Origin of the sequence: Eikenella sp. HMSC061C02 (assembly GCF_001809035.1) — a bacterium.
In the GTDB taxonomy this organism is placed as follows: domain Bacteria; phylum Pseudomonadota; class Gammaproteobacteria; order Burkholderiales; family Neisseriaceae; genus Eikenella; species Eikenella corrodens.
Genome location: NZ_KV795541.1, coordinates 4868 through 31358 on the forward strand (window position 1 = coordinate 4868; position 26491 = coordinate 31358).

General features: G+C 57.4%; 26 protein-coding genes, 1 pseudogene and 1 riboswitch. Of the genes and pseudogenes, 16 read left to right on the plus strand and 11 right to left on the minus strand.

Going from position 1 to position 26491, the window contains the following annotated elements; translation table 11 throughout:
- Positions 1-77 precede the first annotated feature (77 nt).
- Complete coding sequence (locus HMPREF2541_RS04440) at positions 78-389, minus strand: ElaB/YgaM/YqjD family protein (protein WP_003824529.1); 312 nt, start codon at positions 387-389, stop codon at positions 78-80.
- A 294-nt stretch (positions 390-683) separates the two neighbouring features.
- On the opposite strand from HMPREF2541_RS04440, the gene rarD reads away from it, so the two are divergent.
- The 6 genes from rarD (at position 684) to HMPREF2541_RS04470 (ending at position 5298) form a co-directional block, all read left to right on the plus strand.
- A complete protein-coding gene (rarD, locus tag HMPREF2541_RS04445; protein ID WP_141744200.1) occupies positions 684-1583 on the plus strand; it encodes an EamA family transporter RarD in 900 nt (299 codons plus the stop codon).
- Between the two features lie 61 nt (positions 1584-1644).
- Positions 1645-2142: an acyl-CoA thioesterase gene (locus tag HMPREF2541_RS04450; RefSeq protein WP_003824533.1), complete on the plus strand. Its 498-nt coding sequence runs from the start codon at positions 1645-1647 to the stop codon at positions 2140-2142.
- A 138-nt stretch (positions 2143-2280) separates the two neighbouring features.
- Positions 2281-2664, plus strand: coding sequence for an aspartate 1-decarboxylase (panD, locus tag HMPREF2541_RS04455; RefSeq protein ID WP_003824535.1), 384 nt, complete (start codon positions 2281-2283; stop codon positions 2662-2664).
- Between the two features lie 175 nt (positions 2665-2839).
- Positions 2840-3595, plus strand: coding sequence for a 5'/3'-nucleotidase SurE (gene surE, locus HMPREF2541_RS04460; RefSeq protein WP_003824537.1), 756 nt, complete (start codon positions 2840-2842; stop codon positions 3593-3595).
- Positions 3592-4257, plus strand: coding sequence for a protein-L-isoaspartate(D-aspartate) O-methyltransferase (locus HMPREF2541_RS04465; protein ID WP_064103090.1), 666 nt, complete (start codon positions 3592-3594; stop codon positions 4255-4257). The genes surE and HMPREF2541_RS04465 overlap by 4 nt, the downstream gene beginning before the upstream one ends.
- 87 nt (positions 4258-4344) lie before the next feature.
- Complete coding sequence (locus HMPREF2541_RS04470; RefSeq protein WP_050754462.1) at positions 4345-5298, plus strand: peptidoglycan DD-metalloendopeptidase family protein; 954 nt, start codon at positions 4345-4347, stop codon at positions 5296-5298.
- 148 nt (positions 5299-5446) lie between these two features.
- On the opposite strand, the pseudogene prmC reads toward HMPREF2541_RS04470, so the two are convergent.
- A pseudogene (gene prmC / locus HMPREF2541_RS04475) lies at positions 5447-6265 on the minus strand (peptide chain release factor N(5)-glutamine methyltransferase); the annotation flags it as partial.
- A 57-nt stretch (positions 6266-6322) separates the two neighbouring features.
- Positions 6323-6532 carry a hypothetical protein gene (locus tag HMPREF2541_RS04480; RefSeq protein WP_035580865.1) on the minus strand — a complete coding sequence of 70 codons (210 nt, stop codon included), beginning with the start codon at positions 6530-6532 and terminating at the stop codon, positions 6323-6325.
- Positions 6533-6912: 380 nt separating this feature from the next.
- On the opposite strand from HMPREF2541_RS04480, the gene earP reads away from it, so the two are divergent.
- Together earP and HMPREF2541_RS04490 are read left to right on the plus strand one after the other, a co-directional pair.
- Positions 6913-8103, plus strand: a complete 1191-nt coding sequence (gene earP / locus HMPREF2541_RS04485) for an elongation factor P maturation arginine rhamnosyltransferase EarP (protein ID WP_050754463.1) — start codon at positions 6913-6915, stop codon at positions 8101-8103.
- Between the two features lie 163 nt (positions 8104-8266).
- Positions 8267-9058, plus strand: coding sequence for a DsbC family protein (locus tag HMPREF2541_RS04490; protein ID WP_070541927.1), 792 nt, complete (start codon positions 8267-8269; stop codon positions 9056-9058).
- A 97-nt stretch (positions 9059-9155) separates the two neighbouring features.
- Here the strand turns inward: HMPREF2541_RS04490 and HMPREF2541_RS04495 are convergent, their stop codons facing one another.
- On the minus strand, positions 9156-9635 hold the full coding sequence (locus HMPREF2541_RS04495) for an outer membrane lipoprotein (protein ID WP_003824545.1): 480 nt from the start codon (positions 9633-9635) through the stop codon (positions 9156-9158).
- 340 nt (positions 9636-9975) lie between these two features.
- Here HMPREF2541_RS04495 and HMPREF2541_RS04500 point away from each other — a divergent pair, with 340 nt between their 5' ends.
- Complete coding sequence (locus tag HMPREF2541_RS04500; protein WP_035580868.1) at positions 9976-10944, plus strand: DUF4189 domain-containing protein; 969 nt, start codon at positions 9976-9978, stop codon at positions 10942-10944.
- Positions 10945-11119: 175 nt separating this feature from the next.
- On the opposite strand, the gene HMPREF2541_RS04505 is transcribed toward HMPREF2541_RS04500, so the two are convergent.
- From HMPREF2541_RS04505 to HMPREF2541_RS04520, 4 genes are all read right to left on the minus strand, one after another.
- Positions 11120-11836, minus strand: coding sequence for a hypothetical protein (locus tag HMPREF2541_RS04505; RefSeq protein WP_070541930.1), 717 nt, complete (start codon positions 11834-11836; stop codon positions 11120-11122).
- 47 nt (positions 11837-11883) lie between these two features.
- Positions 11884-13086 (minus strand): tryptophan synthase subunit beta, encoded by a 1203-nt coding sequence (gene trpB / locus HMPREF2541_RS04510; protein ID WP_070541933.1) that lies wholly within the window; start codon positions 13084-13086, stop codon positions 11884-11886.
- 96 nt (positions 13087-13182) lie between these two features.
- Positions 13183-14121: a DMT family transporter gene (locus tag HMPREF2541_RS04515; RefSeq protein ID WP_070541937.1), complete on the minus strand. Its 939-nt coding sequence runs from the start codon at positions 14119-14121 to the stop codon at positions 13183-13185.
- A gap of 212 nt (positions 14122-14333) precedes the next feature.
- A riboswitch (TPP riboswitch) is annotated at positions 14334-14428 on the minus strand.
- Positions 14429-14657: 229 nt separating this feature from the next.
- Positions 14658-15242, minus strand: a complete 585-nt coding sequence (locus HMPREF2541_RS04520; protein WP_070541939.1) for a DNA glycosylase — start codon at positions 15240-15242, stop codon at positions 14658-14660.
- Between the two features lie 141 nt (positions 15243-15383).
- Between HMPREF2541_RS04520 and HMPREF2541_RS04525 the strand changes: the two genes are divergently transcribed.
- The 4 genes from HMPREF2541_RS04525 to accC all read left to right on the plus strand — a co-directional run bounded on the left by HMPREF2541_RS04525 (position 15384) and on the right by accC (position 18257).
- A complete protein-coding gene (locus tag HMPREF2541_RS04525) occupies positions 15384-15602 on the plus strand; it encodes an HP1242/YdcH family protein (RefSeq protein WP_003824558.1) in 219 nt (72 codons plus the stop codon).
- A gap of 261 nt (positions 15603-15863) precedes the next feature.
- Entirely contained in the window at positions 15864-16319 is a 456-nt protein-coding gene (gene aroQ / locus HMPREF2541_RS04530; protein WP_003824560.1) for a type II 3-dehydroquinate dehydratase, read from the plus strand.
- 36 nt (positions 16320-16355) lie between these two features.
- Complete coding sequence (gene accB, locus HMPREF2541_RS04535) at positions 16356-16817, plus strand: acetyl-CoA carboxylase biotin carboxyl carrier protein (RefSeq protein ID WP_049258028.1); 462 nt, start codon at positions 16356-16358, stop codon at positions 16815-16817.
- 60 nt (positions 16818-16877) lie between these two features.
- A complete protein-coding gene (gene accC, locus HMPREF2541_RS04540) occupies positions 16878-18257 on the plus strand; it encodes an acetyl-CoA carboxylase biotin carboxylase subunit (protein ID WP_003824564.1) in 1380 nt (459 codons plus the stop codon).
- A gap of 67 nt (positions 18258-18324) precedes the next feature.
- Here the strand turns inward: accC and HMPREF2541_RS04545 are convergent, their stop codons facing one another.
- Positions 18325-18798 carry a DUF6585 family protein gene (locus HMPREF2541_RS04545; RefSeq protein WP_070541942.1) on the minus strand — a complete coding sequence of 158 codons (474 nt, stop codon included), beginning with the start codon at positions 18796-18798 and terminating at the stop codon, positions 18325-18327.
- A gap of 302 nt (positions 18799-19100) precedes the next feature.
- Between HMPREF2541_RS04545 and HMPREF2541_RS04550 the strand changes: the two genes are divergently transcribed.
- The gene (locus HMPREF2541_RS04550) at positions 19101-20066 is read left to right on the plus strand and encodes a S49 family peptidase (RefSeq protein ID WP_003824566.1); all 966 of its coding nucleotides are present in this window, start codon (positions 19101-19103) and stop codon (positions 20064-20066) included.
- A gap of 218 nt (positions 20067-20284) precedes the next feature.
- Here HMPREF2541_RS04550 and HMPREF2541_RS04555 read toward each other — a convergent pair whose 3' ends face one another.
- Together HMPREF2541_RS04555 and HMPREF2541_RS04560 are read right to left on the minus strand one after the other, a co-directional pair.
- A complete protein-coding gene (locus HMPREF2541_RS04555) occupies positions 20285-21682 on the minus strand; it encodes a dihydrolipoyl dehydrogenase (RefSeq protein ID WP_064087260.1) in 1398 nt (465 codons plus the stop codon).
- Positions 21683-21860: 178 nt separating this feature from the next.
- Positions 21861-22616 (minus strand): glutathione peroxidase, encoded by a 756-nt coding sequence (locus tag HMPREF2541_RS04560; RefSeq protein WP_003824569.1) that lies wholly within the window; start codon positions 22614-22616, stop codon positions 21861-21863.
- A gap of 405 nt (positions 22617-23021) precedes the next feature.
- Between HMPREF2541_RS04560 and dnaK the strand changes: the two genes are divergently transcribed.
- Both dnaK and HMPREF2541_RS04570 read left to right on the plus strand, forming a co-directional pair.
- Positions 23022-24953, plus strand: a complete 1932-nt coding sequence (gene dnaK, locus HMPREF2541_RS04565; RefSeq protein WP_003824570.1) for a molecular chaperone DnaK — start codon at positions 23022-23024, stop codon at positions 24951-24953.
- 315 nt (positions 24954-25268) lie between these two features.
- On the plus strand, positions 25269-26468 hold the full coding sequence (locus HMPREF2541_RS04570) for an acetate kinase (protein WP_049258022.1): 1200 nt from the start codon (positions 25269-25271) through the stop codon (positions 26466-26468).
- Positions 26469-26491 lie beyond the last annotated feature (23 nt).

A 26491-nucleotide genomic window follows, 5' to 3' on the forward strand; every position in this document is an offset into this window, starting at 1 on the left:
ACGCTGTACTGGTTTTTGTTAATTCACTATAAAACGCCCGCCTGCACAGGGCGGGGCGGGCGGCTGGGTGGCAAGTATTAACGGCGGTTAAGCAGCACGCCCACGACCAAGCCGGCGAGGGCGGCGAAGCCCATGGCGTAGTAGGGTTTGTCTTGCACCAGTTGGTCGGCCTGGCGGGCGGTGTGTTTCACGCGCTCGGCAGCCACTTCTTCAAAGTCGCCCAATTTGCGCTGGGCAGCCTGCAATTTGCGCTGCAGCTTGCCACGCAGCTGCTCGGCTTCTTTGCTGCCTTCTTCAACGCCGCTGTGGTACAGCTCTTCCACGTCGTCGAGCACGGCGCGCACTTCTTGCAAGAGTTCTTCTTTCTGCTGGTCAAAATCTTTACTCATGTTTAATCTCCTGATTAGGTTAAGAGTAACGGCATTCGGCCTGCCGTTTAAGATTATATGGAGCGGTGGGATGGTTTATCAAGGCTACCTGAAAAATATACCGCCATTTTTTCAGGTAGCCTTTCCTGCTTTGACTGAGGCTACCTGAAACTCTGCATCGTATGTGGTAAGCCGATAGGGCGGTTCGATTTCACTTTTGCCACGCCGTGAGCCAGCCGCTGCCCGATTAGTATCGAATAGTGTTAATTCATTATATAATCAAAACCTTCTGTGTATTCATTCCCCGGGGTGTTTGTGCCGGACTTGAGCAAAGGCGTGGTGTTGTGCCTGCTGTCGCAGCTGCTGTTTAGCGTGCTGTATCTGTTTAGCCATTGGATGCAGCCGATTAGCGGTACGGATGTGTTTGCGCTGCGTATGGTGATGACGGCGGCGGGGCTGTGGCTGATGATGGCGTGGACGCTCGGCTTGGCAGCAATGCCGCGGTTTGTGCAACAGTTTCTCACCAGCCCGCGCCGCTGGCTGCTGTTTTTGCTGGGTACGCTGGATGCGGCCAGCCAGTTTTGGCTGTTTATGTGGGCGCCGGTCAACAACGAGGGCGTGAACGTGGCGATGGGCTATTTCCTGTTTCCGGTAGTGATGGTGTTGGTGGGGCGGTTTTGGCTCAAGGAGAGGCTCAACGGCCTGCAAACCGCGGCGCTGGTGTTGGCAGGCTTGGGGGTGGCGCACGAAATATGGACACAGCAGGCTTTTTCGTGGACCACGCTGTGGGTGTGCCTGGTTTTCCCCGTGTATTACACCACGCGGCGCCAAATGAAAATCCCGGCCTTGCAGGGGTTGACGCTGGATTTAACCCTGATTCTGCCCTTTGCGCTGGCCTACCTGCTGTGGCATGCCGATATGACTGCCTGGGTGCTGGGCGAGCCGCGCTATTGGCTGCTGTTGCCGCTATTGGGCGGCTTGAGCGCGGTGTCGATGTCGCTGAACATGAAATCGGGGCTGCTGCTGCCGGTTAATTTGTTCGGCATGCTCAGCTATGTGGAGCCGGCTTTGCTGTTTTTGCTGGCAGTGTTGGTGTTGAAAACGCCGGTACAGCCTTCAGCCTACATCACCTACGGCCTGATTTGGGCGGGGCTGCTGCTTTTAGTGGCCAACGGCTGGCGGGGCATGCAGAAATCACACCATAAACAAGTTTAATCAAGCCATGCTGTATTAATAGCATAAAATAATTCTTTTATCTCACGCACCGAGGAATACTATGACCGAATCCCACACCCGCCAGCTGCCTGCGCACGAACTGGTAATGTCTGAACTGATGATGCCCAACGCCGCCAATTTCAGCGGCAATGTGCACGGCGGCGAGCTTTTGCGCCTGCTCGACCAGGTGGCCTATTCCTGCGCCAGCCGCTACAGCGGGCACTACTGCGTTACCCTGTCTGTGGACAAAGTATTGTTTAAAGAGCCGATTCACGTGGGCGAGCTGGTTACGTTCTACGCCAGCGTCAACTATACCGGCCGCACCTCCATGGAAATCGGCATCCGCGTGGAAGCGCAAAACATCCGCACCGGTCAGGTGCGCCACACCAACAGCTGCTATTTCACCATGGTGGCCATGGAAAACGGCAAGCCCGTGCCCGTGCCGCCGCTGCAAATCACCGGCGAACGACAGCGCTGCCGCCATGAAAAAGCGTTGCAGCGCAAACAGCTCAGCCTGCAAGCTTCTGCTTCCATGCCCTGCGGCTGCGGAGCAGAATAAGGCTACCTGAAACTTGCAGGCCGGGCAGAAATGCCCGGCAAACCGGCACGGGTGGAAAAGGCTACCTGAAAATAACCGGCAGCCTTCAGCCCGTGCACCGCTTGCGATAAAATACCGCTTTTTTCCAGGATTCCCGAAATGTTCCGAACTTTGCTGGGCGGCAAAATCCACCGCGCCACCGTTACCCGCGCCGATTTAAACTATGTAGGCAGCATCACCGTGGATTTGGATCTGCTTGATGCGGCTGGCATCTGCGTAAACGAGAAAGTGCAGATTGTGAATAACAACAACGGCGAGCGGCTGGAAACCTACACTATTGCCGGCGAGCGCGGCAGCGGCGAAATCTGCCTCAACGGCGCGGCGGCGCGGCTGGTGCAGCCGGGCGACGTGGTGATCATCATGTCGTATGTTTTGCTCTCCGAGCCGGAAATCGCCGCACACCGGCCGAAAGTGGTGCTGGTGGACGCGCAAAACAAAATCCGCGACGTTATCGACTACGAACCGGCCAATACCGTTTTGTAAACACCAAAGGCTACTTGAAAGCAATGCCTTGGCAATGCCGAGCTTGGATTTTGTGTAGCCAAAGCGGCCGTTTCAACAAAGCCCGAATCCCCCCGAGTTTCAGGTAGCCTGCCGCCCCGTTTGCAGGCTACCTGAAACCCCAAACCACCCGTTTTCAGGCAGCCCCAAGCCAACCATGAATATCCTCATCAGCAACGACGACGGCTACCAAGCCGAAGGCCTCGCCATCCTCGCCCGGGTGGCCGCCGAATTTGCCAACGTGCGCGTGGTCGCCCCCGAGCGCAACCGCAGCGGCGCCAGCAATTCGCTCACGCTCGACCGCCCGCTGCGCATTCAGGAAGCCGCCAACGGCTTCTATTTTGTCGATGGCACGCCCACCGACTGCATCCACCTCGCCCTGCACAGCCTGCCCGATTTCCAGCCCGACTGGGTGTTTTCCGGCATCAACCACGGCGCCAATATGGGCGACGACACTCTCTACTCCGGCACCGTAGCCGCCGCCACCGAAGCCTATCTGCTCGGCATCCCTGCGATTGCTTTTTCGCTCAACGACAAAAGCGGCCGCTATTGGCATACCGCCGAACAGGCCGTGTGGCAGTTGCTCACCCATCTGTTTGCCGCGCCTAAGCCCGCCGCGCCAGTGCTGTGGAATGTCAACATCCCGGCGGTACCGGAAAACCAAATCCAAGGCATCACCACCGTGCGCCTGGGGCGGCGTCATCATCAGCAAAGCGTGGTGGCCGCCCGCAGCCCGCGCGGCGAGAATGTGTATTGGATCGGTGCGGCCGGCGAAGTGCTCGGCCGCGAAGAAGACACCGATTTCGTACAAAACGAAGCCGGCATAATTACGGTTACCCCGCTCTCCGTGGATTTAACCGACCACGCGGGTTTAGGCAGCGTGGCGCAATTTTGGCAGGATACCGCACTATGAACGCAGCACACACCAGCGGCAGCTTCGATTGGCGGCGGCGCAATATGGTGCAGCGGCTGGCTAAAATGGGCATCAGCCGCGCCGACGTGCTCGCCGCCATGGGCAACGTGCCGCGCCATGTGTTTGTGGAAGAAGCCCTGCGCTCGCGCGCCTATGACGATATGTCGCTGCCCTTGGGGCTGGGGCAAACCATCTCCCAGCCCTACACCGTGGCCGTGATGACCCAGCTCATGCTTGGCAACGAAACAACAGAAAATTTCGGCCCGGTGCTGGAAATCGGTACCGGCTGCGGCTACCAAACTGCCGTGCTGCAAGCTGTGGGGCTCGAGCAGATTTATTCGGTGGAGCGGCTGCAGGCGCTGCACGAAAAAGCCAAACACAACCTGCGCACCGCCCGTTTGCTCGGCGGCACGCGGCTGGTGTGCGGCGACGGCTATCTCGGCCTGCCCGAAGTCGCTCCCTTCCGGGGCATCATCGTGACCGCCGCGCCTGCCGAAGTACCGCTGCCCCTGCTGCAACAGCTCGCCGTGGGCGGCCGCATGGTGATCCCGCTGGACGAAGGCGGGCAGCAATACCTGTGGCTCATCGAAAAAACCGCCCACGGTTTCCACGAAACCTGCGTGCACGAAGCCCGCTTTGTACCGCTGATTAACGGAACTTAACCGCGATAAACGCCGCCCAACCTTGCATGAAACCGCACGGATTGCTTATGATTGCGCTGTTCCCGTGCACAGAAAGCCCGCATCCCCATGAATCAATTGTTTACCTTCCGCACTCTTCCCCTCATCCTCACCATTTTCCTCGGCGCTTGCGCCCTCACCCAGCCCCCCGCCCCGGTGGTGTCTGGCAACGGTGCCGGCTACGGCGGCAACACCGCCGCGGCCGACAACAATCCCTACGGCGCGCAGCCCTACAGCCCGCCTGCCGCCACCCAAGCCGCTAATACCACCCCCTACACCCCGCCGGCTGCTGCGCCCGCTCCCTATACCCCGCCCGCAGCCAGCGCCGCTCCTGCCGGCGGCAGCGGCTACACCCCGTCTTATGCCCCGGTGGACGTGAACGCCGCCCAGCACACCGTGGTGCGCGGCGACACCGTGTATAACATCGCCCTGCGCTACCGCATCAGCCAAGACAATCTGCGCGCTTGGAACAATCTGTCCGACAACAACATCAGCGTCGGCCAAGTATTGCGCGTGAAGCCCGCCGGCTACACCCCGCCCGCCACCGCGCAAACCCCGCCGCGCACCACCCCTGCGCCGGCGCCCACTCCCGCCCCGTCGGCTAACACCGCTGCCACTCCAGCCGCCACGCCTTCCGTATCCGGCAGCACCCGCAGCGCCGCCGGCATCACCTGGCAGCGCCCCACCGCCGGCAACATCCTCACCCGCTTCGGCGGCAGTGAAAAAGGCATCAACATCGGCGGCACCGCCGGCCAGCCCGTCGTGGCCGCTGCCGACGGCAAAGTGGTGTACAGCGGTTCCGGCCTGCGCGGCTACGGCAACCTCATCATCGTGCAGCACAACCAAACCTACCTCACCGCCTACGGCCACAACCAGCGCCTGCTCGTGCGCGAAGGCCAAACCGTGCGGCGCGGCCAAAGCATTGCCACCATGGGCAACAGCGACAGCCAGCGCGTGCAGCTGCACTTCGAGCTGCGCAAAAACGGCCAGCCGGTAGACCCGCTGCAATATATCCCGAACTAATCCATCGGGCGAAACAAAGGCTACCTGAAAACTGCAAACCGGTTTTCAGGTAGCCTTTTGAGTGTGCCGACAAAATAAAGCCGCTTATCGCCGTGTATGGCGGAACACTGCTCATGCCACGGGCAAGCCAAGGCAGTAAAGGTGTTGACTATACCGCCTTCCGCCCGATACTCACCCTATCCAGCCCGGCCAAGTCGCGCAGGGTTTCCTCCTGCTGCCAGCCGTGTTCGGCCAACATGCCGCGCACGGCCTCGCCTTGGTTCCAGCCGTGTTCCAGCAATAGCCAGCCGCCGGGTTTCAGGTAGCCTTGGGCTTGGGCGGCGAGGGTGCGGATATGGCTGAGGCCGTCGGCAAAATCGGTGAGCGCGGCGGCGGGCTCGAAGCGCAGGTCGCCTTGCTGCAAATGCCCGTCTCCGGCTTCGATGTAGGGCGGATTGCTGGCGATGATGTCAAACAGGCCTTCTGCCGCGGGCAGAGCCGCAAACCATGAGCCTTGCGCCCATTCGATGCTTGCGCCCAGCGCGGCGGCATTGGCTTGCGCCACGGCCAGCGCATCGGGGCTGATGTCGGAAGCGCGCACGGCGGCATCGGGACGCTCCAGCGCCACGGTAAGGCCGATAATGCCGCTGCCACAACCCAAATCCCATAGCCGCCCGCCCGGGGGCAGGCGTGCAAGCGCAGCTTCCACCAAAAGCTCGGTTTCGGGGCGCGGAATCAGCACCGCGGGCGACACGCGGAAGCTTCTGCCGTAAAACTCTCGGCTGCCGAGCAAATAAGCCATCGGCTCACCACGGCGGCGGCGCGCGGCCAGCATGTCGAGTACGGCACGTTGCGGCTGCGGCAATTCGTCGCCGCTGCGGCTGATGAGCCGCACATGAGTGATGCGGCACACGGCTTCCACCAGCAGCCGCGCTTCCAGGCGGGGCAGTCGGCAGGTATCGAGCCATTGTTGGAAAGTCATGATTGCTTCTTTAAACCAATAAAACGGCGGCTATGGTAGCCGAAACGGCGGCGCGGCAAAAGGCTACCTGAAAGCGTCGGCCTGGATGCAGTTTCTAGCCAAGCTAAAAATGATGATTACCATTGAGGCGGCATTTTCAGGTAGCCTCCAGCTCCCGCAAGCTTGGAAACGCTTTTCCCTGCCCAACAGGCCATTTTTGCCGTCGTCATTGGGTGGTGCAGCAATGCGGAGGGCTACCTGAAACTTGGTCGGCTGCTCATGCGGGAACAGCATCGCCTCCGAGCTGTCCGCCCATCTGCCGCAGGCAATAATCTGCCAAAAAAACGCGGCTATTGCAGCTTTATCCCTTACCCACAAAAGCTGTGGAAAACTTTGTGGAAAACCCTGTGGGAAGCGTAAGATTTCCTGATAAATCAGGCCTTGGCTTAGGTTGCGTAAAAAATGGCCAATTTTTTAAAAGTATATAAATATCAATATTTTAAATGAAAGCGAATCTTGTCAAGCGGCAGATTTGAGCCTTTATGCCAATCCGAAAGCGGCTTCCTTACCCCTTGTGGGAAAACCAAAAAAGTTTCCGCCAAAACGCTTGACAGAGCGCGTAGCTAACGTAAATTACCGTCCTGTCTGAAGATTTGCCCAGCGAAAGATTTATCGTGCCATCCAACCCGTTTTTTCCACCCAAACATACCGACACTCCGCCCACCGCCTGGTTATTTTGCCGCGTGATCGACAACTACGGCGACATCGGCGTTTCCTTGCGGCTGGCACGCCGGTTGAACGAAGCCGGTTTTCAGGTAGCCCTTTGGCACGACCATCCCGCCGCGCTGGCCAAACTGCTCGGCGATGCCCCGCCGCCTGCTGCGATTCGGGCGCACCATTGGCAGGGCGATGCGGTCGAAAGCATCGCGGCCGAATTGGCCGCAGTTGCGCCCGCCTTGGTAATTGAAACCTTCGGCTGCGATTTGCCCCCCGCCGCGCTGGCCGCCGTCCGTACACACCGCCCGCTGTGGCTCAATTGGGAATACCTCAGCGCCGAGCCTTGGGCGGAAGCCATGCACGGCAAGCCTTCACTGCAAGCCGACGGCACGGAAAAATATTTCTGGCTGATGGGTTTTAGCGAAACCAGCGGCGGCCTCCTGCGCGAAACAGGCTACCTGAAAAAACAGCAGGCCTTTCTCGCCAACCCCGCCGCCCAAGCCGCCTTGCGCCGCCGCTTGGGGCTACCTGAAACCCCGCGCCGCGCCGTGCAATGTTTCTGCTTCGGCTATGCCGGCGCACAATGGGCCGATTGGCTCGCCGCCTGGCAAGCGGCAGGCGAAGCCTTAGACGTATGGTTGGCCGACCGGCAAATTATCCACAGCCTGCGCCAAGCCGGCGCGCTTCCCGAACATGCCCTGCGCGAGCCCGGCAGCGTGTGGCAGGCCGGCGCGGTGCGGCTGATCTGCATCGGCTTTGTGCCGCAGGCCGAATTTGACGCCGTGCTGTGGCTGGCCGATATGGCCATCGTGCGCGGCGAAGACAGCTTCGTGCGCGCCCAGCTCGCCGGCAAACCCCTGCTGTGGCACATCTATCCGCAAGCCGAGCAAGCACACCTGCCCAAGCTGCACGCCTTCTGGCATAAAGCCGCCGCGTCCGCCCCGCTGCCCGCCGCTCACCAAGCCCTTTCCGACGACCTGAACCACGCCGCCACGCTCACGCCCGCCGCCCGTGCCGAAAGCTGGCGGCAGCTGCTGCAACAGCTGCCTCCATGGCGACAGGCTGCCGAGCAATGGCAGGGTGAGTTGCTGCGACAACCCGATGCCGTAGAGCGCGTGCTGGCGCGTTGGCCTGGGCTGTTAGGCTGAAAAATACATTGCTGCCGCCCAAACAACTTTCAGGTAGCCTTTCAAAGGCTACCTGAAAGCCAATCCGGGCAATAAATTACATTTACATGCCACAAAAGCCCGCCCGCCCGGATTTCGGTATAATGCGCCCCTGTTTTAACAACCACCTAATGAGAACAAACGAATGAAGCACCACACCCTCTCCGCCATTTTGCTGGCCGCGTTGCTGCCTCTGGCCGCCTGCAACGCCCAGCCCGCCGCGCAGCAAAACGCCTCCGGGGCTGCCGCTTCGGCCGCCTCCGCGCCCGCCGGCAGCCCTGAAGCCGTTATCCGCAATAAGCTCACCCAAACCTACGGCGACCAAGGCCTGGAAGTGTTGAGCGTTACCCCCGCTCCCGTCAGCGGCCTGTATGAAGTGTTCCTTTCCGGCAACCAGCTGGTGTACATGACTGCCGACGGCAACCATATGTTTACCGGCGATTTGATTGATGTGAACAAACGCAGCAACCTTTCCGAAACCCGCCGCGAAGAGCTCAACCGCATCGATTTCTCCACCCTGCCGCTCGATTCCGCGATTAAAGAAGTGCGCGGCAACGGCAGACTGAAAGTGGCCGTGTTCTCCGACCCCGATTGTCCCTTCTGCCGCCGTTTGGAAAAAGAATTCGAGCAGATGACCGACATCACCATCTACAACTTCATGATGCCCATCCCCAACCTGCACCCATCCGCCGAAGCCAAAGCCGTGCGCATTTGGTGCAGCCCGAACCGCACTGCCGCCTGGACCGAGTGGATGCGCAAAGGCACCGTGCCGCCCGAATCTGCCGGCTGTGAAAACCCGGTGAAAGAAACCATGGCGCTGGGCAACCGCTACGGCTTCAACGGCACCCCCACCATGGTGTTCCCCAACGGTAAAATAGTGCCCGGCTATATGCCGAAAGAGGATTTGCAGCAAGCGCTGGAAGCCAACCAGAAATAAGGCATCTGCCCAAACGAAAGGCTACCTGAAAGTTTCAGGTAGCCTTTTTATTGCCAATGATGCAGCCGGCCGGCGCAGCCACACCGGCCAAACAGCCTCAGTAAGTTGAATATTGCCCCGCCGGCAGCACGCGGGTGACGCCGTTGGCACCTTGCAGCACGCGTACGCGCTGGCCGGGCTGGAATTGGATGTCGTCTTTCTGCACCACGGAAATCGCATCGCGCGAGCCTTCGAGCTGAACTACGATTTCATAGCCGCGTTGGCTGTCGAGCCCGCGGGTGAGCGACTGGGTACCCAAACCGCCCACCACCGCGCCCAAAATCGCGCTCACTGCCTCGCCCCGGCCTTTGCCGAAATTGCTGCCGCCGATGCCGCCGAGCAGCGAGCCGGCGGTGGTAAGCAGCGCGTTGTCTTCGCCGCGGATGGTGGTGGGCGTTACTGACAGCACTTCGCCGTAATATACCCGGGCGGTATTTTGCGCTTGGGAAGTGGTGTATTGCAGGGCGGAGCTGTTGGCGCAGCCGCCCAGCAGCAGGGCGGCGGATACGGCAGCAGCAAGCAAGCGTGAAGTAGACATGGGATTCTCCTGAAATGTGATTAAACGGGCGGGATTATATAGCGGATAACATTATAGTGGATGAAATTCAAACAAAGCGAGGCGGCAACGCCGTATGGGTTTAAAGTGAATCCGCTATATGTTTCGATCTGGCGGAATGCCTGCTTGCCCGGCCAAATGAGGCTACCTGAAAGTTGGGATGGTTTCTGCAAATCCGTTTCAGGTAGCCTTATGCCGCTTGGTGCAAGTTTTAATTGTCGGCAAATTTATTTAATTTTTGCTATGGTTTCGGCCTGCCTTGCCGTATCATGCGCGCCGCATGGTTTAGTGTGCCAACATTCAATTTTAAACGGAGAGTATTGTGTTCCCCCAACCTTTTTCCCTGAAACGGTTGCTGCCTTGGGCGGCTGTTTTATTGCTGGCCGGCTGCGCCACCACCATCCGCCCGACCGACACCCTGCGCTGGCGCGGCAAAGACATCAGCGATTTTGTTGCCGAACGCGCCCATCGCATGCCCGATATCGTGCGCCGCAACTGCGTGAAAAATAATGAAGTGCGCAACCTCTATGCCTGGCGTATTGATCTCTACGAAATCCGTCAGGCCTATGTAGGCCAATCCGGCAATGTGCATTATTACCAAAACTACCGCCATTACAACGACTACGAATACCGCATCGTGGTAACTAAGCCAGACGGCACCATCCTTTCAGTGCGCGATACCGCTTTTGGCAATGCCGATAAAGAATACGGCTGTGAAGAATACCGCGAAGAGCTCAAGCCGCAAAACAGACCGCAGGCCGCTGATAGGGCGAGAACCACCCGTGGCGCAGCCAATCAAGCCAACACGCCGGCCAAGCCCCGCGTGTGGCGCGCCATTGCCATGAATGAAAACAACGCCGAAGTCATCTACCCATCCGCCGCCCACCCCACCGAAGAAGCCGCCAAAGCCGATGCGCTGCGCCAATGCCAACGCGCTTCCGGCAATCAATGCGGCGTGTGGCAGCGGTTTAGCAATATGTGTTTCGGTATGTCGGTGGGGCAGAAAAACGGCCGGCTCACCCATTTTCCTGCTGTTAGCCTAGATGCCCAGCATGCCGACTATGCCGCTATCCAAAACTGCCGCAGCAGCGGCGGCACGCAATGCGATCTGTTTAAACACAGCGTTTGCGCCCTGCCTTGCGACATCACCAAAAACGGCTGCTATTTCGATCAGCCGCTCTTGGGCAGCTATGGCCATTTCAACGGCCAAGTGAAGCCGGTGGGCTTGGATAAGCCGGATGAAGAATTAGACGAAAGCATCCTGCGCATCATCATGCGTCATCCGCGCTAGAGCGTTTGGCAGAAGATACGAAAAGGCTACCTGAAAGCATAAGCTTCAACGCAGTTAAAATGAGCTCTGCGCGTTGCTGCGAAGCTGAAATTTCAGGTAGCCTTTTTTATGGCCGGAAGCAAATGGGTTGAACCGAGCGATTTGAGTAGGAAAATGCCGGATTGGCCGTGTTGGGCTACGGTTGCTCATCCAACATTTGCTGCAAAGCGGCAAACAGGTTGGTGCCGTTGGCGAATTGATAGAAATCGGGGCGGCCGGCCAGGAAAAAGCGCAGTTCGCCGTATCGTTGCAGGCGGAACAATACCAGCGCATAAAGTTCGTTTTCCATGCCGCTTGCTAACGGGCGGCTCTGCATGAAGCGGCAGAAGCTCTCTAAGTCGGGCACTTGCTGCGTAAAGCGGGCAATGTCGGCTTCTATTTGCCCGGCAGGCTGCCGTACCCAATCCAGCATTTGTTCAAGCGTAAAGTGGGCGAAGTCGGGTTCTTGTATGCGCCACTCGTCTTGTATCCCCGTTAAGCACAGTGACGGTTCGCCATTGAGCCGGCGGCTGAAGCTTTTTATCATCTCTTCTTCGCCGAACAGTTTGAAAAACAACGAATCCAGACAATCCGGTTTGGCTTCTATGCGGATGGATACACGCTCACTGATGGGTTTGCCGTCAAACACGGCCACCAAATAAACCTGGACAACGCTGAAAATGTAGCCGTCTTTAACCCAATAAATAAAACCACCGGAGGCCGTCTGAAAGCCGCGCGTTTTGAGTTCGGCTTTAAATAATTGTTCCAGCCATTGGCGTTTTACGCTGTCGCGGAATTGTTCGCGCCCGCGTTCGGCTTGCACTTTGTCCCAAGCTTTGAGCAGAGAGGTGGGGAGGCGGTGAATATCTAGCATGATGATGCAGGTAAAATTTCAGGTAGCCTCAAAGGCTACCTGAAACCTTACAACTCAATCCCTTTCAGCTTCGCCACGGTATTGATGTCTTTATCGCCGCGGCCGGACAGGTTCACCAGAATCACTTGGTCTTTGCCCATTTTCGGCGCGTTGGCGACTGCCCATGCGAGGGCGTGGCTGGATTCGAGCGCGGGGATGATGCCTTCAAAGCGGCACAGCAAATCAAAGGCTTCGAGTGTTTCGTCGTCTTTGGCGACGGTGTATTCAACGCGTTTGATGTCGTTCAAGTGGCTGTGTTCCGGGCCGATGCCGGGGTAATCCAAGCCTGCGGAAACGGAGTGCGTACCTAAGACTTGACCGTTTTCGTCCTGCATCAGGTAGCTGCGGAAGCCGTGCAATACGCCGATGGGGGCTTTGCTGGTAATCGGCGCAGCGTGGTCGGGGGTATCCACGCCCAAACCGCCGGCTTCCACTCCGACGAGGCGCACGTTTTCTTCGCCGATATACGGGTGGAACAGGCCGATGGCGTTCGAGCCGCCGCCGACGCAGGCAACGGCGACGTCAGGCTGTCTGCCGATGGCTTCCTGCATCTGCGCTTTGGCTTCGTTGCCGATGACGCATTGGAAATCGCGCACCATTTCGGGATACGGCGCTGGGCCGGCGGCGGTGCCGATGATGTAGAACGTGTCGTCCACGCGGGCGACCCATTCGCGCATGGCTTCATTCATCGCGTCTTTCAGCGTGCGGCTGCCGCTGTCGACGCTGACCACGTTTGCGCCCAACAATTTCATACGGAACACGTTGGGCATTTGACGCTGGATGTCGTTCGCGCCCATGTACACGTCGCAAGTCATGCCGAAGCGGGCGGCAATGGTGGCGGAAGCCACGCCGTGCTGACCCGCGCCGGTTTCGGCGATGACGCGTTTTTTGCCCATGCGGCGGGCAAGCAATGCCTGACCGATGGTGTTGTTTACCTTGTGCGCGCCGGTGTGGTTCAAATCTTCGCGCTTCAACCAGATTTGCGCGCCGCCCAAATGCTCGGACAATCGCGCGGCATGGTAAACGGGACTGGGGCGGCCGACATAATGCTTCAAATCGTGGTGGAACTCTTCCCAAAACGACGGGTCGTTTTTCGCTGCTTTATAGGCATCCGCCAGCTCTTGCAAGGCGGGAATCAGGGTTTCGGCCACATACAGGCCGCCGTGTTCGCCGAAAAAGCCCTTCTCGTCTGGGGCTTGGTAGTTTTGCATGGTTCGTCCTTTAGTAATGGGGTAGAAAGGCTACCTGAAAATGCCAAACCCGTTTCAGGTAGCCTTCATGAATATCAAGGACTCCATTCTAACCGCTTATTCCGCGCTTTCCAAAGCCCGTTTTCTCGCCGCGCCCCATTCCGAAGCCGCAATTCCCGCCGCCACCAAGATTAAGGCCGTGAGCACATAGCCGCCCAAGCGCTCGTCTGGAAAGGCCGCCGCGCCCACCAGCGCGCCGAACACCGGCAGCAGGTTCATCGTGAGCGCCGCCCGCCCCGCGCCAATCGCAATCACGCTTTCCATATAAAACAGCTTGGACAAAATCGCAATAAACACAGCAACATAAATCAGCAGCAGCCAAGCCTGCCACGGCGGCATTCGAAAGCCTTTCTCCACCCCTTCCCACACATAAAACGGTGCACTCACCACCACCGCCGCCACACACATAGCCCACAGCAGGCTTGCCCAATGCACCTTCGGCGCAGCGCGCAGCGCCAGCGAATAGCCCGCATAAATCAAGGAAGTTACCAACGCCAGCGCATCCCCTTGCGACAAACCTGTTTCCAGCAGCGCGGCCGGATTGCCCCGGCCCACCACCCATACCACGCCCGCAAACGACAGCCCCACCCCCAGCCATTGCAGCCAATGCGCCCGCGTGCGCCAAAACAGCACCTCCGCGAGCAACACCATCACCGGAATCAGCGCCGTGATAATCGACACATTCACCACCGCCGCCCCGCGTGCAAACGCGCTGTAGAGCACAATATTAAACAGCGCAAACCCGCTGCCGCCCACCAGCAACAGCCACAACGCACGAAGCTTGAGCACAGGCAGATCCGCCCGAATCCGCGCACGGAACAGCCACGAAAGCAGCAAGGCCGCCAGCACCCAGCGCCAAAACGTAAACTCATAAGGCGAAAGCCAAGCTTTGCCCAGCTTGCCCGCCACATTGCTCGTGGCCCAAAACGCCGGTGCCAAAAACAGCATCACATAAGGGTGCGGCAGGCCGTTTGCCTGCCAAATACGGAAACGCATGGTTTAATCCTCTTGCAACAGCCCGCCGCCAGCGGAAGGCTACCTGAAAAATATTTACTGCGAAAACACAGTTACTTACGGGCAAATATTGCATGCCATGCTCAGGACGGCAGGCAACAAAAAACGCCCCGATCAATCGGAGCGCATCATCACGTTGCCGCGGCAGAATCCGCTCTGCCGCCTGCAGCCAATCAAACCGGGCAGCATCCCGCCCAAACCGGCCACGAGTTCCCTCCGCCGGCATTAACCGGTTCAGGTGCAACGGGTATGTTCTCAGCCGCACAAGGCAGCACCCCGACTCAAGGGGGCGGATTATAGTGGAATTCCTAATCTGCTGCTATGGCGTGGTGCGCCTAGCTGTATTGTTCATGCTGCCTGCGTCTGGCCGCCTTGTAGCAATATAGTGAATGAGGAATTTCACGATATGGTTTTCTGCGGCACGTTTTAGAGGGGCGGGGTTGTACGCAGCTATTTGAAGTGCCGAATCTTTCAAATTTTCAGGTAGCCTCAAGCCGCCTTGAAAGGCTACCTGAAAACTATACCAATCCTGCCATCTCGAAAAACGCCCGATATGCCGCTGCTTTTTTCTGCAAACTCAGCGGATACGCCCGTGAGGTGGAAGGCAGGCGGGTGAGGGTGAGATGCCGATTGACCAAAGTGAAGGGCAGCGTTTCGCCGGTTTTCGGCATTTTCGGCGCATCGGGCAGCAGGGAGAGCAGCACTTCGGTGGCCTTGCCGCCGGTGGTGCATATATGGCGACAGCGCGGCAGCCGGGCGAGTACGGCAGGCAAATCTACGGTTTCCACCACGCGCAGGAATTTGTCGGAAGCATTATCTTGCTCGCGCACGGCTTTGAGCACGGTGGGGCAGGAGGCGATGCCGCGCTCGTGCAGGAAGGCTTTGATTTTTTCCGCGTCAAATGCTTTTTCGCCTATTTTTTGGAAGTGCGCGGTATCGTTGAAGAACACGAGCCCGTACACGCGCCACATATCGTTGATGAAATTGGGATAGTGAAACAGCATGGCGTGCTTTTCCGCCTTGGGCGGGAAGGTGCCCATCATCATCACGGTGGCTTCGGGCGGCAGCAGGGCGGGGAAGGGGTGGCTTTCGATTTCGGGCATGTCGGCAATGCAATAATTTGGAGGGGTTCATTATAAAGCGAATAAAAGCGGGAGCCGTTCGATTTTTCCCGCCGGCTATGATAAAGTAGAACCAAGATAAAAAGTTTGTTCAACCCTTACCCACTCGAAAGCGAGAAAATAATGTTCCCAGAATATCGCGACCTCATCAGCCAGCTCAAACAATCTGACAAACGCTTTGCCCGCCTGTTTGACGAACACAATGAGCTGGACGAAAAAATCGCCAATATGGTCAAAAATCCGGTTACCGGCAATTTGGACGAAGTGGAAGTGCTGAAAAAACAGAAGCTGCATTTGAAAGACCAGCTCTATCAAATCCTGAAACAGCACGACAAAAAATAAGGCCTGATTAAAAACAGGCTAAGAAGGCTACCTGAAAGTTTGGCTTCGCAGAACTTGGCTGCGCTGCGTTTCAGGTAGCCTTTACTGCTTTAAATACGGCCGAAGCTGCCGCTTAACAAACTCTGCCGTTTCCATACAGATAAATACAAAAACTGGACATTTCCCCCACTATCGCCGAAAATGAGCATCTTGCCCGCCAGTGGCAAACCGCGTTTTAATGCGCAAATATTCATTTCAACCGAATTTAAACCGACCTCCAGCATGAAACCCGCCATCCTCGTTATGCACGGCCCCAACCTCAATCTTTTGGGGCAGCGCGAACCGGAAATCTACGGCCGCACCACCCTTGCCGACATCAATGCCGGCCTGCAGGCGTGCGCCGAAGCTGCCGGTTTTGCCTTTGAAGCCGTCCAGAGCAATGCCGAAGCCGTGCTGATTGAGCGTGCCCAGGCGGCCATGGCCGACCATACCGCCTTTATCATCATCAACCCGGCAGCCTACACCCACACCAGCGTCGCCCTGCGCGATGCGCTTGCTGCCGCCGGCAAACCCTTTATCGAAGTCCACCTCTCCAACGTGCACGCCCGCGAGCTCTTCCGCCGCCATTCCTATTTTTCTGATTTGGCGCAGGGCGTGATTTGCGGGCTGGGTGCACACGGCTACTCCGCCGCGCTGGATTTCGCCATTGAATACTTGCAACAAAAACAGGCCGGCTAAAGCCCGGCTCCGAATCCCTTAAAAGGACCTCTAATTATGGATTTACGCAAACTCAAAAAACTCATCGACTTGGTGGAAGAATCCGGCATTGCTGAGATTGAAGTAACCGAAGGTGAAGAAAAAGTGCGCATCACCCGCTCGCTGGCCGCGCCGCAGCCCGTGTATGCCGCTGCGCCTGCCGTGGCTGCCGCTCCGGCTCCCGCCGCGGCCGCTGCCGCACCCGTTGCAGCCGCAGGCGCGCCTGCCGCCCCCGCCCGTGATTTGAGCAAAGCGCAAACCTCTCCTATGGTAGGCACTTTCTACCGTGCCCCCGGCCCGAACGCGCCGGTGTTTGTGGAAGTGGGCCAGAGCGTGAACGCCGGCGACACCTTGTGCATCATCGAAGCCATGAAGCTGATGAACGAAATCGAAGCCGAACGCAGCGGCGTGGTGAAAGAAATTCTGGTGGAAAACGGCCAGCCGGTAGAGTTTGGCGAGCCGCTGTTTATCATCGAATAATTTTTCAGGTAGCCTCCTGCTGCGGCATAGAGGCTACCTGAAAACCATAAGGCAAAGATTATGCTGAAAAAAGTCCTCATCGCCAACCGTGGCGAAATCGCCCTGCGCGTATTGCGCGCCTGCCGCGAAATGGGCATCGCCACCGTGGCCGTGCATTCCACTGCCGACAACGACAGCCTGCACGTTAAGCTGGCCGACGAATCCGTCTGCATCGGCCCCGCCCCCTCTGCGCAGAGCTATCTGCACATTCCCTCCATCATCGCCGCCGCCGAAGTAACCGGCGCCGATGCCATCCATCCCGGCTACGGTTTCCTGGCCGAAAACGACCGCTTTGCCGAGCAGGTGGAGGAATCCGGCTTCATCTTCATCGGCCCGCGTGCCGACACCATCCGCCTGATGGGCGATAAAGTGTCTGCCAAAAAAGCCATGCTCGAATCCGGCGTGCCCTGCGTGCCCGGCTCGGACGGCGCACTTCCCGACGATCCCGACGAAATCCTGAAAACCGCCGAACGCGTGGGCTACCCCGTGATCATCAAAGCTTCCGGCGGCGGCGGCGGGCGCGGCATGCGCGTGGTGGAAAAACGCGAAGACCTGATTAAGGCCGTGGAAATGACCAAGGCCGAAGCCGAAGCCGCCTTCGGCAATCCGATGGTGTATATGGAACGCTTCCTTCAACGCCCGCGCCATGTGGAAGTGCAGGTGCTGGCCGACGAGCACGGCAACGCCATTTATCTGGGCGAGCGCGACTGCTCCATGCAGCGCCGCCACCAAAAAGTAATCGAAGAAGCACCCGCACCCGGCATCACCGCCAAAGAGCGCGAGAAAATCGGCAAAGCCTGCGTGGCCGCCTGCAAACGCATCGGCTACCGTGGCGCCGGCACATTTGAATTTCTGTATGAAGACGGTGAATTTTTCTTCATCGAAATGAACACCCGCGTGCAGGTGGAACACCCCGTAACCGAGCTGATTACCGGCATCGACATCGTGCAGGAACAGCTGCGCATCGCCGCCGGGCTGCCGCTGCAATACAAGCAAAAAGACGTGGTGATCCAAGGCCATGCCTTCGAATGCCGCATCAACGCCGAAGACCCCTACAGCTTCATCCCCAGCCCGGGCTGCATCACCAGCTGCCATCTGCCCGGCGGCTTCGGCGTGCGCGTGGACAGCCACATCTACCAGGGTTACCGCATCCCGCCGAACTACGACAGCCTCATCGGCAAAATCTGCGTGTATGGCAACGATCGCGAGCAGGCCATCGCCAAAATGCGCGTTGCCCTCTCCGAGCTCACCGTGAGCGGCATCAAAACCAATGCCCCGCTGCACGACGACCTGTTCCGCGACCCCGGCTTCGCCAAAGGCGGCGTGAGCATCCATTATCTGGAGCACTGGCTGGAAGAGCGCAAAGCCCAGCTGCAAGCTGAGAAGCAGGCTGGAAAATAGTTTGTTGTGATCAGATGAATAAAAGGCTACCTGAAATTTTCAGGTAGCCTTTTTCTTCTTAATCCGCTTAGTGGAAGATGACGTCGTCTTCATCATCCTGAAACAGGAATTGCGCGATGAAATTGTAGAAATCTCTACGTGGCTTCCAGTTGTTTTTCAGCAGCACGCGGCTTTGCGGCGTATCGATGCGGGCGTGCATAAACGAGCCGGGTGATTCGATTTGCGAGAATTTAGATTGAATGCCGCGAATTTCCCGATACACCACAACGTGTTCTTTAAACAGGGTTTGCAGGATAAAGCCATGTTCGTACAGCGTGAGGCGCGATCTGAACTGCCCCACTACATAAATGCCGTACCAAGCGATGAACAATATGTTAAACCAGCCCACAGCATTGGCAGGGTCGCCTGAGGCGCGGATGTCTTTGCCTATGCCCGCATTCAAGATAAACATCAGGAGCAGGAAGATAATGGTGGCGAGGAAGGTCCAAGTGAGGGTGTGGCGGAAGGTGGCGAGCTGCCGGCCTAGTTTGCGGTGGCGCATGGCGTGTGTCCATTTAAATTTATAAGAGGGCGGATTGTAATATAAACAATCAATATCTGCTTGTTTTGCTTCATTTCTGCCTTTTCGGGTAGCCTGTAGGCAACAGTGGGCAGCGAATATGAATGAATACCTCCATTCCGCTTGCAGCTTGCCCAAGGCTACCTGAAACTGCTGTTGCCCTCGCGTGTTACAATAATTGTTCTTCCCCGCCGGAATCAGGTGCATACCATTTTAGCTTTGTTGAAGCGAATGCTTTCAGGTAGCCCTCCGGGATCTACATCACTCTAAGAAAGTTACCAGCCATGAAACACATCATCCACCGCAATAGCGAGCCAAACAGCGGCAACTGGGAGCGCGACACGCTGGAAAAACTCCTGCTCGAAGCCTACCGCGAGCAGCGCCGAGCCCGTATTTGGAAGCTCATTTTCCGCCTGTTGCTCATCGCCTTTCTGGCCCTCTATCTGTTTGCCATTTTCGGCAATATAGGCAGCCTTAATCCCGCCGCTGCCGGGCCGCATACCGCCGTAATCCGCTTAGAAGGCGCGATTACCGCCGGCGAAAACCAGGCCGGCAAACTGCGCCAAGGCCTGGAAGCTGCCTATAAAAACAAACAGGTGCGCGGCATCATTATCCGCGCCAACAGCCCCGGCGGCTCGCCCGTGGTATCCGGCGTGGCCTACCGCGAAATCCGCCGCCTGCGCGCCGAGCACCCCGGCATCCCTGTGTATGTGGTAGCCGAAGATATGTGCGCCTCCGGCTGCTACTACATCGCCGCCGCTGCCGATAAAATCTATGCCGACCAATCCAGCATCGTCGGCAGCATCGGCGTGGTCGGCAGCAGCTTCGACCTCACCGGCCTGATGCACAATATGGGCATCCAACGCCGCCAGCGCACCGCCGGCAGCAACAAAGGCATGGGCGACCCCTTCAGCCCGGAAACCCCCGAGCAAACCGCTATCTGGCAAGGCATGCTGGACGACATCCATCAGCAGTTCATCAAAGCCGTGCGCGACGGGCGCGGCAAACGCTTGAACGAAGCGGATAATCCCGACCTGTTCAGCGGCCGCGTGTACACCGGCAACGAAGCGCTCAAAACCGGCCTCATTGACGGCCTGGGCGATATCTACAGCGTATCGCGCGACATCATCAAAGCCCCCGAGCTGGTGGACTACACCCCCGCCGACGACATCAGCCGCCTGTTCAGCAAAGGCGTAGGCGCCAGCGTGCGCCAAGGCTTGCAAGAAGTGGTACAGGAACAGCCGTGGTAGGCATTTAGTTTGCTGCCTTGGTATAAAAAGGCTACCTGAAACTATCTTCAAGCAACATACACTTTTTTATGCCCGCCACAAGCAAATACAAAAACGGCAAACGGAATCAATCCGTTTGCCGTTTTGTTTCTCACTTCGTTGCCGCTGCGCTTTATTAACGCCATAGCTTAGATGAGGCTCAGCCTTGGCTGCGCCAAGACAGCGCTTTCAGGTAGCCTTTAGGCCAGTTTGGCGGCTACGTCGCGCAGGGCGGTGCGCAGGCCTTCTTCGATTACGGGATGATAGAAGGGCATGTCGAGCATTTGCGGCACGGTCATGTGCTGCTGGTGCGCCCAGGCGAGGAGGTGGGCGATATGTTCCAGCGCGGGGCCGATGCCTTCGGCGCCGAGGAAGCGGCCGGTTTCGCGGTCGGCATACACACGCAGGCTGCCTTGGTTTACCAGCATCACGCGGCTGCGGCCTTGGTTGCGGAAGGATACTTGGCCGGCTACGAGCTTACTGCCATATTCTTTTTCCAGCTGGGCAAAGCGCGCGCCCACGCTGATGATTTGCGGGTTGGAGAACACCACGCCGATCATGCTGCGGCGCAGGCCGTCCCGTACATCGGGGTAGCGGCCGGCGTTTTCACCGGCGATTTTGCCTTGGTCGGAAGCTTCGTGTAGCAGGGGCAGCTGGTTGGAGGCGTCGCCGGCAATGAAGATGTGCGGGATGCTGGTTTGCATGGTGCGCGGGTTGGCTACGGGCACGCCGCGTGCATCTTTCTCGATATTGAGGTTTTCCAGCCCGATGTTGTCCACATTGGGGCGGCGGCCGATGGCGGCGAGCAGGTATTCGGCGGTGAATACGCCGCTTTCGCCGTCTTGCGTCCATGCCACTTCCACTTGGCCTTTATCGTTGAGCCGGGTTTCGGTTTGGGCGTTGAGGTGCAACGGGATTTCTTGGCCGAAGATGGCTCTGGCGTCTTCCAGCACCACGGGATCGGAAATGCCGCCGATGAGGCCGCCCAGGCCGAACATTTCCACGCGCACGCCGAGGCGGCTCAGGGCTTGTCCGAGTTCGAGGCCGATTACGCCGGTGCCGAATACGGCCACGCTTTCGGGCAGGGTGTCCCATGAGAATACGTCGTCGTTGATGACGAGGCGATCGCCCAGCGCCTGCCATTGCGGCAGCACGATGGGGCGGGAGCCGGTGGCGATTACAATGCGTTCGGCGCGGATTTGGGTGTGGTCGTCGATTTGCACGGTGTGCTCGTCGATGAATTTGGCCTGCCCCATGATGCGGCGCTCGGCCGGCCAGGCTTCTACGTCTTCCAGCACGAAGCCGACGAAGCGGTCGCGCTCGGATTTGACGCGATTCATCACTTCTTCGCCGTTTACGCTGATGCTGGATTTGTCCAGATGCACGCCGAAGGGATCGGTGTGCAGGGCGTGGTGGCGGGCTTCTGCGGCGGCAATCAAGAGCTTGGAGGGCATGCAGCCGACGCGGGCGCAGGTGGTGCCGAAAACGTGGCTTTCGATGAGATAAACGTTTTCGGTGTGGAGGCGGGCGTTGCGGAAGGCGCCCATGCCGGCGGTGCCGCCGCCGATAACGACGACGTCTGCGGTGAGGTGTTTCATGTCTACTTTCCTTATGTGGGAAGACCTTTCAGGTAGCCTGTATGGCTGGCAAAAGGCTACCTGAAAATATCGGCTGCTGCGGTGTAACAGGCTGCCTGAAAGGTCTTGGGAAAAGAGCCGCCCTATTCGGGCGGCTCGCAAAGCTATCTACTGTATTGGCAACTGGATAGCTGGAAAATTAGGCGTGTTTGGCCAGGTATGCGTCTAGGTCTTCGCTGCCGCCGATGTATTTGCCGCCGATGAACACTTGCGGGGCGGTTACTTTACCGGTGATGGCGCGTACAGAAACGATGCTGGCGTCTTTGCCCAACACGATTTCTTCGTAGGCCAGGCCTTTTTCCTGCAAAGCGGCTTTAGCTTTGGCGCAGAAGGGGCAGCCGGGTTTGGTGAAGATGGCGATGGATTCTTGCGGTTTCCAGTTCGGGGCCACGAATTTCAGCATGGTGTCGGCATCGGAAACTTCAAAGGGGTCGCCTTCTTTGATCGGCTCGATGAAAGCTTCTACGATTTTGCCGTCGTCCACCAGCATAGAGTAGCGCCAAGAGCGGGGGCCGAAGCCAATGGCTTCTTCGTTCACTTCCATGCCCATACCGCGGGTGAATTCGCAGTTGCCGTCCGGGATCATGGTGATGTTGTGGGCTTCTTCGTCGGCAGCCCAGGCGTTCATTACGAAGGTGTCGTTTACGGATACGCACAGGATGTCGTCGATGCCGTTTTCTTTAAATGCAGAAGCCAGCTCGTTGTAGCGCGGCAGGTGGCTGGAAGAGCAGGTAGGGGTAAACGCGCCGGGCAGGGCGAATACCACTACTTTTTTGCCTTTGAACAATTCGTCGGTGGTGACATCTTTCCAAGAATCAGCCACGCGGGTGTGGAAGGTTACGTTCGGAACTTGCTGACCAACCAATTGGTCGCGGGATTTGATGTTGATAGACATATAGAGCTCCTTATATCAGGGTGTCAGAAATAATGCGGATGAATTTGCGAGATACGGTGTATCGACAGGGCGGCATTCTAGCCGCCGCCAGGCGATTTGTATAATTTATAGTTCAAATAATATGAATTGCTTTGATCTATAAATAGCTCGCGTGCACCTTGTCGGTGCGTATATACGGGAAACAACATTTGTTTTTATTAGGGCTGGCGGCAGAAATTCAATAGGCTAGGCAGAAATTTGTTGCTCAAGGCTACCTGAAACTATTTTATCTAATAAAAATCAATATATTAAAATGAAAATAGCCTTTTCCCTTGAAAAAAAAACGGCCAAACCCATTTACTGGGCAAGTTAAAGCGCCAGCAAGGCGCTGTCTGAATTCTACTAATCTCTAAGGAGCAATCTATTATGGCAAAAGTTATCGGTATCGATTTGGGTACCACCAATTCCTGCCTGGCCATTTCCGAAAACGGCCAGACTAAAGTAATCGAAAACGCCGAAGGCGCACGCACCACTCCCTCCGTTATCGCTTATCTGGACGGCGGGGAAATCCTTGTGGGCGCACCGGCCAAACGCCAGGCCGTTACCAACGCGAAAAATACCATCTACGCGGTAAAACGCCTGATCGGCCACAAATTTGAAGATAAAGAAGTGCAGAAAGACATCGACCTGATGCCTTTCAAAATCGTGAAAGCCAAAAACGGCGACGCTTGGGTGGAAGCACAAGGCAAAGAGCTTTCTCCGCCGCAAATTTCCGCCGAAGTGCTGCGCAAAATGAAAGAAGCCGCCGAAGCCTATTTGGGCGAAAAAGTAACCGAAGCAGTGATTACCGTGCCTGCCTATTTCAACGACAGCCAACGCCAAGCCACTAAAGACGCAGGCCGCATCGCCGGTTTGGATGTGAAACGCATCATCAACGAGCCCACCGCAGCTGCACTGGCTTTCGGTATGGACAAAGGCGCCAAAGGCGACCGCAAAATCGCCGTATACGACTTGGGCGGCGGCACCTTCGATATTTCCATCATCGAAATTGCCGATTTGGACGGCGAAAAACAGTTTGAAGTGCTCTCTACCAACGGCGACACCTTCCTCGGCGGTGAAGACTTCGACCAACGCTTGATCGACTACATCATTTCCGAGTTCAAAAAAGACCAAGGCATCGACCTGAAAACCGACGTGATGGCCTTGCAGCGCCTGAAAGAAGCCGCCGAAAAAGCCAAAATCGAGCTTTCCAGCGGCCAGCAGACCGAAGTGAACCTGCCCTACATCACCATGGACGCCACCGGCCCCAAACACTTGGCCATGAAGATTACCCGCGCCAAGTTTGAAAGCCTGGTGGAAGACCTGATCGAACGTTCTATCGTGCCCTGCCGTACCGCCATCAAAGATGCCGGCCTGAGCGTGAACGACATCGACGACGTGATTTTGGTGGGTGGCCAGAGTCGTATGCCCAAAGTTCAGGAAACCGTGAAAGAATTCTTCGGCAAAGAACCGCGCAAAGACGTGAACCCCGACGAAGCCGTAGCCTTGGGTGCCGCCATTCAGGGCGAAGTGTTGGGCGGCGGCCGCAGCGATGTATTGCTGCTCGATGTTACCCCGTTGTCTTTGGGCATCGAAACCATGGGCGGTGTGATGACCAAGCTCATCAACAAAAACACCACCATCCCCACCAAGGCTTCGCAAGTGTTCTCCACCGCCGAAGACAACCAGAGCGCCGTAACCATCCACGTGTTGCAGGGCGAACGCGAACGCGCTTCCGCCAACAAATCGCTCGGCCAATTCAACCTCGGCGACATTGCCCCCGCCCCGCGCGGCATGCCGCAGATTGAAGTAACCTTCGACATCGACGCCAACGGTATCCTGCACGTGTCTGCCAAAGACAAAGGCACCGGCAAAGCCGCCAACATCACTATCCAAGGCTCTTCCGGCTTGAGCGAGGAAGAAATCGAACGCATGGTGAAAGACGCCGAAGCCAACGCCGAAGAAGATAAAAAATTGCACGAACTGGTGCAGAGCCGCAACCAGGCCGAAGCCTTGATTCACTCTGTGAAAAAATCACTGGCCGACTACGGCGACAAACTCGACGCAGCCGAGAAAGAAAAAATCGAAGCCGCGCTGAAAGAAGCCGAAGAAGTCGTGAAAGGCGACGACAAAGCCGCTATCGATGCCAAAGCCGAAGAGCTGGGCAAAGCCAGCCAGAAACTAGGCGAAATGCTGTACGCCGATGCCCAGAAACAGGCTCAGGAAGCCCAAGCCGGCCAGTCTACCGACAGCGAGCAGCCGAAAAAAGGCGACGATGTGGTGGATGCCGAATTTGAAGAAGTGAAAGACGACAAATAAGCATCAGCCGTTTAGTGTAATGAAGGCTACCTGAAAATTTTCAGGTAGCCTTTGTTTATAGCTAAAGCATCTCGTTCTTCATAACAGCATGATGCTTGCTGATACTGTTTGCGGTTATTCGTTTATCTGGTATTCCATCCTATTACCTATCCTACTTGCGTTAAGATTAGCCGTAGGCATAGAGAAGATAAAGCAGTTTTGTTACAATAGCCGCCAATTTTCTTAGCAAGTTCATTGTATCCGCAAGAAAAATAAATAGCCGGCGGGCAGCCGCCGTTTTATGTAATCCACAATACAAATATATAAAGGGACATCATGTCTGACAAACTGATTCTGGTATTAAACTGCGGCAGCTCCTCCGTTAAAGGCGCCGTATTAGACAGCACCAACGGCGAAGTTTTGCTGAGCTGCCTAGCCGAGAAACTCAATTTGCCCGATGCACGTATCATCTTCAAAGTAAACGGCGAAAAACACACCGTGAGCTTGGCCGAGAAGCCAAACCACACCGGCGCCGTAGAAGCCTTGATGGCCGAACTCGAAGCACGCAAACTCGACAAACGCATCGGTGCAGTCGGCCACCGCGTGGTGCATGGCGGCGAACGCTTCAAAGAGTCCTGCCTGATCGACGATGAAGTGATTAAAGGCATCGAAGAGTGCATCATGCTCGCTCCGCTGCACAACCCTGCTCACCTGCTCGGCATCCGCGCCGCCATGAGCATTTTCAGCCACGTGCCGCACGCCGTGGTGTTCGACACCGCTTTCCACCAATCCATGCCCGAGCACGCCTACACCTACGCCGTGCCGCGCGAGCTCTACCGCAAATACGGCCTGCGCCGCTACGGCGCCCACGGCACCAGCTACCGCTTTGTGGCTGCCGAAGCCGCCCGCTTGCTCGGCCGCAGTGAAGAAGGTTTGCGCCTCGTGATTGCCCACCTCGGCAACGGCGCTTCCATTGCCGCCTCCAATAGCGGCAAATGCCGTGATACCAGCATGGGCCTCACCCCGCTTGAAGGCTTGGTAATGGGCACCCGCAGCGGCGATATTGACGCCAACGTGTTCCCCTTCCTGCACAACAACGCCGGCCTGAATATCGAGCAAATCACCGACCTGCTGCACAAACAAAGCGGCCTGCTCGGCATTTCCGAGCTTTCCAACGACTGCCGTGAAATCGAAGAAGCTGCCGGCAAAGGCCATGAAGGCGCCAAGCTCGCGCTGGAAGTATTCGCCTACCGCCTGGCCAAATACGTTGCCTCCATGAGCGTGGCCGCAGGCGGCTTAGATGCGTTGGTGTTTACCGGCGGCATTGGCGAAAACTCCGACACCATCCGCAGCAAAACCATCGGTTATCTGGGCTTCCTCGGCCTTACCGTAGATGAAAAAGCCAACCTTGCCGCCCGATTCGGCGAAGGCGGCATCATCAGCCAAGCCGGCAGCACTCCGCTGGCCATGGTTATCCCCACCAACGAAGAGTTAATGATTGCTCAAGATACCGCCCACCTGGCCGGTATCGAATAAGCCAAGCTGCTAAAGCAAGATAA